This is a genomic window from Variovorax sp. 01N429 (assembly GCF_056399425.1).
In genome coordinates this window covers 1-11,535 of record NZ_JBFTRG010000007.1, presented here as the reverse complement: position 1 = coordinate 11,535, position 11,535 = coordinate 1, and the positions used below count along the sequence as shown (strand labels likewise).

The following is an 11,535-nucleotide window of genomic DNA, read 5'->3' as shown; positions in this document are numbered from 1 at the left end:
GGACACGTTTGCCATACAGTAGCTCCAACGGCCGCGACAGCGCCTCCTCTCAATCAACCCTCGGAGTGACCATGCCACAGACCCTCACCGAACAACTCAGCCGCGAACAACAGATCGCCGCCCTCGAAAAAGACTGGGCCACCAACCCGCGCTGGAAGGGCGTCAAGCGGGGCTACAGCGCTGCAGACGTGGTGCGTCTGCGCGGCTCATTGCCAATCGAACACACGCTCGCTCGGCGCGGCGCCGAGAAGCTGTGGGAGAAGATCAACGGCGGCGCCAAGAAGGGCTACGTGAACGCATTCGGTGCCATCAGCGCGGGGCAAGCAATGCAGCAGGCCAAGGCCGGTCTCGAGGCCGTCTACCTGTCCGGCTGGCAGGTTGCCGCGGATGGCAACACCTCGGAAACCATGTATCCGGACCAGTCGCTGTATGCCTATGACTCGGTGCCCACGATGGTTCGCCGCATCAACAACACGTTCAAGCGCGCCGATGAGATCCAGTGGTCGCGCGGCGTCAATCCCGGGGACAAGGAGTTCATCGACTACTTCCTCCCGATCGTCGCTGATGCGGAAGCCGGCTTTGGCGGCGTGCTCAACGCTTTCGAACTGATGAAGAACATGATCGCTTCGGGTGCTGCCGGTGTGCACTTCGAAGACCAGCTCGCCGCAGTGAAGAAGTGTGGACACATGGGCGGCAAGGTGCTGGTTCCGACCCATGAAGCCTGCGAGAAGCTGATTTCGGCACGATTTGCGGCCGACGTGATGGGCGTTCCGACCATTGTGCTGGCCCGTACGGACGCCGAAGCGGCAAACCTGATCACATCCGACCACGATGCCAACGACAAGCCGTTCCTTACCGGCGAACGCACGCAGGAAGGCTTCTACCGTGTCAAGAACGGCCTGGAGCAAGCCATCAGCCGCGGCGTCGCCTATGCGCCTTTTGCCGACCTCGTGTGGTGCGAAACCGGTACGCCGGACCTCGGCTTTGCGCGCGAATTCGCCCAGGCCGTGCATGCCGCATGTCCAGGCAAGCTGCTGTCGTACAACTGCTCGCCTTCTTTCAACTGGAAGAAGAATCTTGACGACAAGACCATCGCAGCGTTCCAGGACGAGCTCTCGGCGCTGGGCTACAAGTACCAGTTCATCACGCTCGCGGGCATCCACATCAACTGGTACAACACCTTCAAGTTCGCACATGCCTATGCGAATGGCGAAGGCATGAAGCATTACGTCGAAATGGTGCAAGAGCCGGAATTCGCGGCGCGCGAGAAGGGCTACACCTTTGTTTCGCACCAGCAGGAAGTCGGCGCAGGCTACTTCGACGACGTCACGACGGTGATCCAGGGCGGCTCCTCCAGCGTCAAGGCGCTAACGGGTTCGACGGAAGAAGAGCAGTTCCACTGAGCCGATGCGGCCCGCCACGGGCCTGCAAAATCGGAAAGATCCCTGCAGGGGCGATCCTCGGGGATCTTTTTCGTCCGCTCAGGGCGAGACGGAGATGCACGCGCATTACCGGCCGCCGAGGATAGAATCTCCAGCTTCTTCCAGCCCCAACAAGAGCGAGAAAGGCACCTTGGTTATGACACCGCGAACTACACCGCAAGGAATCAGCGGTCTTTTCCTTCAGGGGAAAGGCCAGTAGGCCGCGCACGCCGGAAGTCACCGGCACATCACCAAGCCAAGCGCGGTCAAGTACCGCGCTTTTTTGTTTTCTCGCTGAGGTTTTTCATGATTCAGATCACGCTCCCTGACAACTCGCGCCGCGAGTTCCCTGGCCCGGTTTCTGTGGCCGAGGTTGCCAAGGCAATCGGTCCCGGCCTTGCGAAGATGACACTCGCCGGCAAAGTCGACGGCCGCCTGGTAGACGCCAGCGACGTGATCGACCACGACGCAAAGCTGCAGATCATCACTCCAAAGGACGATGAAGGCCTGGAGATCATCCGGCATTCGGTGGCCCACCTGGTCGGCCATGCGGTCAAGCAGCTCTACCCGACGGCGAAGATGGTCATCGGCCCGGTCATCGATGAGGGCTTCTACTACGACATTTCGTTCGAGCGCCCCTTCACCCCGGAGGACATGGAGGCCATCGAAGCGCGCATGCGGCAACTGATCGCGCAGGACTACGACGTGATCAAGAAGATGACGCCGCGCGAGGAAGTCATCTCCGTCTTCAAATCGCGGGGCGAGGACTACAAGCTGCGGCTAGTGGAAGACATGCCCGATGAGCAGGAGATGGGGCTGTACTACCACCAGGAATACGTCGACATGTGCCGCGGCCCGCATGTGCCGAACACACGGTTCCTGAAGGTGTTCAAGCTGACGAAGCTGGCAGGCGCCTATTGGCGCGGGGACGCAAAGAACGAGCAATTGCAGCGCATCTACGGTACGGCCTGGGCCGACAAGAAGCAACTGGACGACTACATCCGCCGCATCGAGGAAGCGGAGAAGCGCGACCACCGCCGGCTGGGAAAGGAACTTGACCTGTTCCACATCGACGAGACGGCGCCGGGGGTCGTGTTCTGGCATCCCAAAGGCTGGGCCATTTGGCAGGAAGTCGAACAGTACATGCGCCGCGTTTACCGCGAAACCGGCTACCAGGAGGTCAAGGGACCGCAGATCCTGGACAAGAGCCTTTGGGAGAAAACCGGCCACTGGCAGAACTACCGCGAAAACATGTTCACTACCGAGTCGGAAAAGCGCGAGTACGCGCTCAAGCCGATGAACTGCCCGGGCCATGTCCTGATTTTCAAATCGGATCTGCGCAGCTACCGTGATCTGCCGTTGCGCTACGGAGAGTTCGGCCAATGCCACCGAAATGAACCCAGCGGCGCCTTGCACGGCATCATGCGTGTTCGTGGTTTCACGCAGGACGACGGTCACGTCTTCTGCACCGAGGATCAAATCCTCGATGAGTGCGTCGCGTACACGGCGCAACTGCAGAAGGTCTATGCGGACTTCGGCTTCACGGAGATTCTCTACAAGGTCGCAACCCGGCCCGAGAACCGCGTGGGTTCGGACGAATTGTGGGACAAGGCAGAGTTCGCCGTCATGGAGGCCCTCCGGCGTTCGGGCGTCGATTTCGTCGTCTCGCCTGGCGACGGCGCCTTTTACGGACCCAAGATCGAGTACACGCTGAAGGACGCCATCGGCCGCCAATGGCAGTGCGGGACCATGCAGGTTGACTTCAACACCGCTGAGCGCTTGGGTGGTGAATATGTGACGGAGACCAGCGGGCGCGCTTATCCGGTCATGCTTCATCGCGCCGTCGTGGGGAGCCTGGAGCGCTTTATCGGCATGCTGATCGAACATCATGCGGGGGCAATGCCCGCGTGGCTGGCTCCAGTGCATGTGGCGGTCCTCAACATCAGCGAGGGACAGTTAGAGTACGCGTCCGGGGTTGCAAAAACGCTGCAGAGTCAAGGTCTTAGAGTTTCGCTCGACCTACACAACGAGAAGATTACGTATAAAATACGGAAGCATTCGTTGCAAAAGCTCCCGTACATCCTTGTCGTAGGCGACAAGGAAAAGGAAGCAGGTGCCGTCGCAGTGCGCGCCCGAGGCAATGTGGATCTCGGTGCCATGTCGATAGAAGCGTTCTCGCAAAAGATTGCTCACGACATCCAACACAAGCTTTGAATTAGAGAGAGTTCAAAGGCTGATTTTTATCAGACGACTTGTGGGCGCGAACTCTATGGCGTTCGCTACATTCTTGTAGCAAATTGTTTGAAGGATTCTGACCATCGCTACTGCATTTCGCGACCGCCGCCACCGCGAGGAACGCCAACACCGCCTTAACCGGGAGATCATGGCCCCGGAAGTTCGCCTGATCGGGCCCGACAATGAGCAATTGGGGGTCGTGAGCCTCGCTGAGGCGCTGCGCCTTGCCGGCGAGCAGGACGTGGATCTGGTGGAAGTCGTCGCGGCGGCCAATCCGCCGGTCTGCCGCCTGATCGAGTACGGCAAGTTCAAGTACCACGAGCAAAAGAAGGCAGCCGAAGCGAAATCCAAGCAGAAGGTGATTGAGGTCAAGGAAATCAAGTTCCGCCCAGGCACCGACGACGGCGACTACAACATCAAGATGCGCAACATTCGCCGTTTCCTGGAAGACGGCGACAAGTGCAAGATCACCCTCCGGTTCCGTGGTCGTGAGATTACGCACCAAGAGCTTGGGCTGGCACTGCTGCAGCGCATTCGCGATGAACTCGGTGATCTGATCGTGGTGGAGCAGTTTCCGAAACTCGAAGGCCGGCAGATGATCATGATGATCGCTCCTGGTCGCAAGAAGGCGGGAGCCGCAAAACCGACTGTGGAGCCAACGGCGGCTCCAGCGGCGGCCTAAGTTGCTGTTTTAAAGGATTTCGCCGCTGCCTGCGCCTTGAAGGTGCAGGCATAGGCGAGATGTAGAAGTGTCTCGGGGCCAACAAGCCCGCGGAACATCCGCGGCGCCTCACGAGCACAAACAAGAGGAGCATTTACATGCCCAAAATGAAGACCAAGAGCAGCGCGAAAAAACGTTTCCGCGTTCGTCCAGGTGGCACCGTCAAGCGCGGGCAAGCCTTCAAGCGTCACATCCTGACCAAGAAGACCACCAAGAACAAGCGTCACCTGCGGGGTGCGACAGCAGTTCATGAGACCAACATGGTTTCCATGGCCGCCATGTTGCCCGGCAGCGGCATCTAACCAGACGAACAAGGAGTACACATATGCCTCGCGTCAAACGTGGTGTAACGGCTCGCGCCCGCCACAAGAAGGTTCTCGCACTCGCCAAGGGTTTCCGTGGTCGCCGCGGCAATGTCTTCCGCATCGCCAAACAGGCGGTGATGAAGGCAGGCCAATATGCCTACCGTGACCGCCGTACCAAGAAGCGCGTATTCCGCCAACTTTGGATTGCGCGTATCAACGCCGCCTCGCGCGAATTGGGCCTGACTTACAGCCAGTTCGCCAACGGCATCCGCAAGGCTGGTATCGAAATCGACCGCAAGGTGCTCGCCGATATCGCCGTGCATGACAAGGCCGCTTTTGCCGGCATCGTGGAGCAGGTCAAGGCCAAGCTGGCAGCGTGATCCCGCATAGCAGGTTGCCATCCACGATGGTGCCTGCGCCCACGACATGAGGGCTGGCGCTTGAAAGGGCACCAGCCCTTTCTTCATCCTCCCCCGTTTGTTCCTGTTTCATCTCCCACACCCTCATGAACGAGTTGGACTCCCTTGTCGATACCGCCCGCGAAGCCTTTGCCCAAGCGAAGGCTCCGGCCGAACTGGAAAACGCCAAAGCGCAATTTCTCGGCAAGGCCGGCCGCGTTACCGAATTGATGAAAGGCATGGCTTCGCTGAGCGTGGACGAGAAAAAATCCAGGGGTGCAGCGATCAACCTCGCCAAGCAGGCCATCGAAGCTGCGCTGGCGGAGCGCCGTCAGCAACTCGCCGACGAAGAACTGGCGGTGCAGTTGCGCTCTGAGGCTCTGGATGTGACCTTGCCGGGCCGCAAGCGCGTTTCGGGTGGCCTTCATCCGGTCAGCCGAACGATGGAGCGCATAGAGGCAATCTTCTCGAGCATGGGCTTCGACGTTGCGGATGGTCCTGAAATCGAAAGCGATTGGCACAGTTTCACTTCTCTGAACAATCCGCCGAATCATCCGGCCCGCTCGATGCAGGACACGTTCTACGTCGATCTCAATGGGGAGGATGGCATCCCATACAACCTGCGTCCGCACACGAGTCCGATGCAGGTCCGCTACGCACATCAGCACATCAAGAAGTACGCCGCGCAGTTCGAAGCGGCAGCGGCGGATTCTGGTGGAGCAGTCAAGGCGCCCGAAATTCGCGTGATCGCGCCCGGACGCACCTACCGCGTCGACAGCGATGCCACTCATTCGCCCATGTTCCACCAGTGCGAGGGACTCTGGCTTGGCGAAAACGTGAGCTTCAAGGATCTCAAGGTTGTCTTCACCGATTTTTGCCGCACTTTTTTCGAGAGCGACGATCTGGTGCTGCGCTTCCGTCCAAGCTTTTTTCCCTTCACCGAGCCCAGTGCGGAGATCGACATCCAATTTCAAGACGGTCCACTGGCCGGTCGCTGGCTTGAGGTCGCGGGCTCGGGACAAGTCCACCCGAACGTCGTACGCAATATGGGCTTGGACCCCGAGCGCTATATCGGTTTCGCGTTTGGCATGGGACCAGACCGACTGACGATGCTGCGCTACGGTGTCGACGATCTGCGCCTTTTCTTCGACGGCGACTTGCGCTTCCTGCGCCAATTCCAGTAAACAGAACGAGAACGACGAGATGCAATTTCCCGAGTCCTGGTTGCGCGAGTTCTGCAACCCGCCGCTCAGCAGCGCCGAACTGGCCGAAACACTCACGATGGGTGGCTTCGAAGTTGAGGAGCGCAGGCCCGTCGCGCCGCCTTTCTCCAAGGTGGTGGTGGGCGAAATCAAGGAAGCCGTTCAACATCCGAACGCCGATCGCTTGCGCATCTGCCAGGTCGACGCCGGTCGGGGCGCTCTGCTTAACATCGTCTGCGGAGCGCCCAATGCTCGAGTGGGCATCAAGGTGCCGTTGGCTCTGGTCGGAGCGGAGCTTCCGCCTGGCGAAGATGGCAAGCCCTTCCTCATCAAGCTCGGGAAGCTCCGCGGCGTCGAAAGCCAAGGCATGCTGTGTTCGGCCCGTGAACTGAAGCTCAGCGACGACCATGGCGGACTGCTCGAATTGGCACCCGATGCCGCTGTAGGGGCCGACGTTCGCGAAGTGCTGAAGCTGGACGATGCGTTGCTCACACTGAAGCTCACGCCGAATCTTGCCCATGGCCTCAGCGTGTTTGGCATTGCACGTGAACTGGCGGCCCTGACAGGGGCGCCACTGGAGACACCGGCGATCGCACCTGCGGCGTCAAAAATCTCTGACAAGCTCGCCGTAAAGGTCGAAGCTCCCGAGCTTTGCGGCCGGTTCTCCGGCCGTATTGTTCGCGGCGTCGACACGAAAGTGACCACCCCGGCATGGATGGTCGATCGGCTTGCACGTTGCGGGCAGCGCAGCGTCTCGCCGCTGGTGGACATTTCGAACTACGTCATGTTCGAGTACGGCCAGCCGAGCCATATCTTCGATCTGGATAAGATTCATGGGAGCTTGACCGTTCGCTGGGGCAAGCCCGGTGAGCACCTGAAGCTGCTGAACGGAAGCACCGTCACTGTCGATGAAAAGGTCGGCGTCATATCCGACGAGCAGGAAGTCGAGTCGCTCGCAGGCATCATGGGCGGTGATACGACCGCCGTCTCCGACGACACCCGCAACATCTATATCGAGGCGGCCTTTTGGTGGCCCGAGAGCATTCAAGGTCGTTCGCGTCGGTTCAATTTCTCGACCGACGCAGGTCATCGTTTCGAACGCGGAGTGGATCCAAGTCGGACGGTGGCGATCATCGAGCGGATCACGCAGTTGGTTACCGAGATCTGTGGCGGCGAAGCAGGTCCTGTCGACGACCAGGTTTTGCGACTGCCGGAAGCCAAGCCGGTGACATTGCGCCCGGCCCGCGCCGCGCGCGTGATCGGCATGCCGCTCACGCAGGCGCAATGCGCAGATGCGTTGCGACGCCTCGCGTTGAACGTGGAAGAAGGTGATGGCAAGCTGATCGTCACGCCACCGCCGCATCGCTTCGACCTGTTGATCGAGGAAGACCTGATCGAAGAGGTGGCCCGACTCATCGGATACAACAACCTTCCCACGACGCCGCCTCTGGCGCTCATCACGGCCCGCGTGCGGCCCGAAGCCCAGCGCAGCCGTTTTGCCGTCAGGCAGCGACTGGCGGCATTGGGCTATCAGGAGACGATCAACTTCAGCTTTGTCGAATCCCACTGGGAGCAAGACCTCGCGGGCAACACCAATCCGATCAAACTTCTGAATCCGATTGCCAGTCAAATGAGCGTCATGCGCTCTTCGCTGATCGGTTCACTGATGCAGGTGCTCAAGTTCAATCTGGATCGCAAGGCGCCGCGGGCGCGCGTTTTTGAATTGGGCCGTGTCTTTATGCGTGACGAGACCGTCCTCACCACTGACAGTACCGTGAAAGGTATCCGTCAGCCGATGCGGGTGGCGGGTCTGGCTTGGGGCGATGCTGAAGATTCGCGGTGGGAAGGCAAGGCGCACCGTGCCGATTTCTTCGACATCAAGGGCGATGTTGAAGCGCTGCTCGCGCCGCGCATCGCGACATTCGAACCTGCAGAGCATCCGGCGCTGCACCCGGGGCGTGCTGCCCGTGTGCGGCTGGACGGCCAAGCGATCGGGGTGGTTGGTGAACTGCATCCGCGCTGGCGCCAGAAGTGGGATCTGGCACATGCGCCGGTCTTGTTCGAACTGGACTTAGAAGCCGTCACCGCCCGATCTGTGCCTGTGGCGCATGCGGTTCCCAAGCACCAGGCCGTCGACCGCGACATCGCCGTCGTGGTCTCCGAAACAGTGACCCACGATGCATTGATGAGTGCAATCCGGGCTGCGGCGGATCCCAGCCTGTTGCGCGAACTCACGCTTTTCGACATTTACCGCCCGACCGTGTCGCGCGATGGTTCAGGCGTCACGGGCGGTCTCGCCGAGGGCGAAAAGAGCATGGCAGTCCGACTCAGTTTCAACAGCGACGCAGCGACTTTGACTGACCAGCAGGTCGAAGCGGCACTGCGTGCAATCGTCGATCAACTCACCGCGCAGCTTGGTGCGCGGCTTCGGATATGAACGCCATGGAATTCACGCTCGAAGCCCTCGAAACGCCGGCGCTCACCAAAGCTCACCTGGCGGACCTGCTGTTCGAGCAGATCGGCTTGAACAAGCGCGAGTCCAAGGACATGGTCGAAGCATTCTTCGATTTGATTGCCAACAGCCTCATCGAAGGGACCGACGTCAAGATTTCGGGTTTCGGAAATTTCCAGATCCGCGTCAAGGCGCCAAGGCCAGGGCGCAATCCGCGCACCGGTGAGGCCATCCCCATCGGCGAACGCCGCGTTGCAACGTTCCACGCAAGCGCAAAGCTCAAGGAACAAATCCACGGAAGCATCTCGGAAGAGGGGCCTCAAGAAGTGGAATGGAGCGTGGGCTCCCAATAAGGCGTGGCGCTTGGTAATCAGGTGGAGTAACCTCTCAGGTTTCGCTCGCACCGTATTGATTTCAATGGAGAAAACCCTCCCTCCGATCCCCGTCAAACGCTACTTCACCATCGGTGAGGTCGGGGAGTTGTGCGGTGTCAAGCCGCATGTGCTGCGCTACTGGGAACAGGAGTTCACGCAGCTTCGCCCAATGAAGCGGCGCGGAAACAGGCGCTATTACCAGCACCATGAAGTGCTGATGATCCGTCGCATTCGAGATCTGCTGTATGACCAGGGCTTCACGATCAGTGGCGCTCGCAACAAGCTGCAGGAGATGGTTCAGTCCGAGCGCGACCGTCGGAAGGCAGGCGATGTCCCGCTCCAAGGCATGGAAGCCGTAGAAATCGATCAAGAGGAGTTCGATGCTGCACTTCACGACGAGGTGGATGCTCCTCAGCCGCAACAGCGACCGCAATCCACGGCGCGGACGGTCGATCTGTCGCAGTTGCTACACCTTCGGCGCGAGCTGAACGAAATTCGTGAGCTGCTGACCACAGGTCACTGATTTGGGGCCGCTATAATCGCGGGCTTCGGTGTGTGGCGCAGCCTGGTAGCGCACTTGCATGGGGTGCAAGGGGTCGAAGGTTCGAATCCTTTCACACCGACCAACAAAACGTCCAAGGGCGTCCGGAATCATCCTCCGGACGCCCTTTTTCATTGGGGAAATTGGCGAATCGTGTCCAGAGGCATACACTGAAATCCGGTGACTGCCAGCGCCAAGTGGGGGTACAAAAGGGGGTACAAACCGCCTGAACCCCCTGGTACGGCGGTTTTGTACCCCCACCCCCTGGATGTACCCCCATGCCGTTGACCGATGCTGCATGCCGAAACGCCTCCTGTCCGCCTGACCGAAAGCAGGCCCGCTACACCGACGCCGGTGGCCTGTATCTGGAAGTCGCAGCCTCGGGTTCTCGCCGTTGGTTCTGGAAGTTCAGGATCGAGGGGGTCGAGAAGAAATTCGCCCTGGGCTCCTATCCGGACGTGAGCCTCGCGGCAGCGCGAAAGGCGCGTGACGCAGCCAAGGCCCAGAAGGCTTCCGGAATCAATCCCATACAGGCGCGCCAGGTCGTCAAGCTCAAGGCGGCCGTGAACACCGGCGATACCTTTCGAGAGACGGCGCTCGAGTGGTTCGACAAGCATCATGCGCGCTGGAGCGGCCACTACGCCACGCGCGAGAAGCGCAATCTGGAAAAGGACCTGTTTCCCTACTTCGCTGCTCGTCGCATCGGCGAAATCGAGGCCATCGAGTTGTTAGCGGCCCTGCGCCGTGTCGAGGAGCGTGGCGCTCTCGACGTGGCCGGCCGCGTGCTGATGACGGCACGCGCAGTATGGCGCTACTCGGTGGCGACTGCGCGGGCGCCGCGCGATATCACGGCAGATCTCAAGGGGGCACTGACACCCCACAAGAAGCGGCACTTTGCGGCGATCACCGATCCGGCCCAGCTGGGGACGCTGATACGCGTCATCCGGGGCTACCAAGGCGGAGCCATCGTGCGTACGGCGCTTCAACTGGCGCCCATGCTTTTTCAACGCCCGAACGAACTGCGAGCGGCGGCCTGGGCCGAGATCGATCTCGACGGGGCGCTCTGGACCGTGCCCGCTGCGCGGATGAAGCGGCGCATCGATGGCAAGCAGCATGGTGATCCGCACTTGGTGCCCCTGCCCAGGCAGGCTGTGGAGTTGCTGCGCAAGCTGCATCCCATTACGGGCCACAGTACGCTGGTCTTTCCGGGCGAGCGCAGTCATGAGCGACCGATCTCGGACAACACTCTGCGTGCAGCGCTTCTGACCTTGGGGTACGGCCCCACCGTGCAGACGGTGCATGGCTTCCGGGCGACAGCCCGGACCCTGCTGGCGGAAATACTGGAGATCGACCCCTTGGTGATCGAAGCCCAGTTGGGGCACGCCGTGAAGGACGCCAATGGGCGTGCCTATAACCGCACGCAGTACCTCAAGCAGCGCGCCGTGATGCTCCAGCGGTGGGCAGACTATCTGGACGTGCTGGCGACCAGGGCGGGTTCTCCACCGGTTGAGTTGAAAGTGGCGGCATGAGAAGCTCACTTCGAGTCATAGAACGGCCTACCTGATCTGCTGGTAGAGCGCCGCCGCCGACCGTACTTTGCCGGGGCGTCGCGCATCACCGCTGCGGGAAAGCGGCCCTTCATCAACCCGATCCAGGGAGCGAACATCAGCTGGCTCTGTAGCGAGCGGGAAGTCCCAGTCATGAACAGTCCCTCATTCGGCGTCGGCCTGCGGCCGGTCAAGACTGAGGCCGTGTGAGAACCACGGTGCAGACGTGACGTGACGTGACGAGAGGCCGCACGCGACTTGCGCCGCATCCAGTATCGAGGTCTCGGTGAGCTACAGAATTTTGGTGGCAAAGGGGTCCACCTTCTGTTGGATAGGGCC

10 protein-coding genes and 1 tRNA gene are annotated in these 11,535 nt (G+C 60.4%); all 11 read left to right on the top strand.

What is annotated here, in order from left to right:
* Positions 1-71: 71 nt before the first annotated feature.
* The 11 genes from aceA to AC1DSF_RS13930 all read left to right on the top strand — a co-directional run bounded on the left by aceA (position 72) and on the right by AC1DSF_RS13930 (position 11,178).
* On the top strand, positions 72-1,403 hold the full coding sequence (gene aceA / locus AC1DSF_RS13980; RefSeq protein ID WP_478126825.1) for an isocitrate lyase: 1,332 nt from the start codon (positions 72-74) through the stop codon (positions 1,401-1,403).
* Between the two features lie 324 nt (positions 1,404-1,727).
* The gene (gene thrS, locus AC1DSF_RS13975; protein WP_478126824.1) at positions 1,728-3,635 is read left to right on the top strand and encodes a threonine--tRNA ligase; all 1,908 of its coding nucleotides are present in this window, start codon (positions 1,728-1,730) and stop codon (positions 3,633-3,635) included.
* Between the two features lie 94 nt (positions 3,636-3,729).
* Positions 3,730-4,338: a translation initiation factor IF-3 gene (infC, locus tag AC1DSF_RS13970; RefSeq protein ID WP_478127079.1), complete on the top strand. Its 609-nt coding sequence runs from the start codon at positions 3,730-3,732 to the stop codon at positions 4,336-4,338.
* A gap of 137 nt (positions 4,339-4,475) precedes the next feature.
* On the top strand, positions 4,476-4,679 hold the full coding sequence (gene rpmI, locus AC1DSF_RS13965; protein WP_028253491.1) for a 50S ribosomal protein L35: 204 nt from the start codon (positions 4,476-4,478) through the stop codon (positions 4,677-4,679).
* Positions 4,680-4,702: 23 nt separating this feature from the next.
* Complete coding sequence (rplT, locus tag AC1DSF_RS13960; RefSeq protein WP_028253492.1) at positions 4,703-5,062, top strand: 50S ribosomal protein L20; 360 nt, start codon at positions 4,703-4,705, stop codon at positions 5,060-5,062.
* A 125-nt stretch (positions 5,063-5,187) separates the two neighbouring features.
* Positions 5,188-6,264 (top strand): phenylalanine--tRNA ligase subunit alpha, encoded by a 1,077-nt coding sequence (gene pheS / locus AC1DSF_RS13955; RefSeq protein ID WP_478126823.1) that lies wholly within the window; start codon positions 5,188-5,190, stop codon positions 6,262-6,264.
* Positions 6,265-6,283: 19 nt separating this feature from the next.
* Positions 6,284-8,719 carry a phenylalanine--tRNA ligase subunit beta gene (gene pheT / locus AC1DSF_RS13950; RefSeq protein WP_478126822.1) on the top strand — a complete coding sequence of 812 codons (2,436 nt, stop codon included), beginning with the start codon at positions 6,284-6,286 and terminating at the stop codon, positions 8,717-8,719.
* Entirely contained in the window at positions 8,716-9,087 is a 372-nt protein-coding gene (locus AC1DSF_RS13945; protein ID WP_478126821.1) for an integration host factor subunit alpha, read from the top strand. Before pheT ends, AC1DSF_RS13945 begins: the two co-directional genes overlap by 4 nt.
* A gap of 64 nt (positions 9,088-9,151) precedes the next feature.
* Positions 9,152-9,631 carry a MerR family transcriptional regulator gene (locus AC1DSF_RS13940; protein WP_478127078.1) on the top strand — a complete coding sequence of 160 codons (480 nt, stop codon included), beginning with the start codon at positions 9,152-9,154 and terminating at the stop codon, positions 9,629-9,631.
* 26 nt (positions 9,632-9,657) lie between these two features.
* Positions 9,658-9,734, top strand: a tRNA-Pro gene (locus AC1DSF_RS13935).
* A gap of 193 nt (positions 9,735-9,927) precedes the next feature.
* Positions 9,928-11,178, top strand: a complete 1,251-nt coding sequence (locus AC1DSF_RS13930) for a tyrosine-type recombinase/integrase (RefSeq protein ID WP_478182951.1) — start codon at positions 9,928-9,930, stop codon at positions 11,176-11,178.
* Positions 11,179-11,535: the final 357 nt, after the last annotated feature.

Bases quoted from the DNA above. Each gene is read 5' to 3' on its own strand.
- pheT (WP_478126822.1), top strand. From the start codon at position 6,284: ATGCAATTTCCCGAGTCCTGGTTGCGCGAGTTCTGCAACCCGCCGCTC.
- rplT (WP_028253492.1), top strand. From the start codon at position 4,703: ATGCCTCGCGTCAAACGTGGTGTAACGGCTCGCGCCCGCCACAAGAAG.
- rpmI (WP_028253491.1), top strand. From the start codon at position 4,476: ATGCCCAAAATGAAGACCAAGAGCAGCGCGAAAAAACGTTTCCGCGTT.
- AC1DSF_RS13930 (WP_478182951.1), top strand. From the start codon at position 9,928: ATGCCGTTGACCGATGCTGCATGCCGAAACGCCTCCTGTCCGCCTGAC.
- pheS (WP_478126823.1), top strand. From the start codon at position 5,188: ATGAACGAGTTGGACTCCCTTGTCGATACCGCCCGCGAAGCCTTTGCC.
- thrS (WP_478126824.1), top strand. From the start codon at position 1,728: ATGATTCAGATCACGCTCCCTGACAACTCGCGCCGCGAGTTCCCTGGC.
- AC1DSF_RS13945 (WP_478126821.1), top strand. From the start codon at position 8,716: ATGAACGCCATGGAATTCACGCTCGAAGCCCTCGAAACGCCGGCGCTC.
- aceA (WP_478126825.1), top strand. From the start codon at position 72: ATGCCACAGACCCTCACCGAACAACTCAGCCGCGAACAACAGATCGCC.
- AC1DSF_RS13940 (WP_478127078.1), top strand. From the start codon at position 9,152: ATGGAGAAAACCCTCCCTCCGATCCCCGTCAAACGCTACTTCACCATC.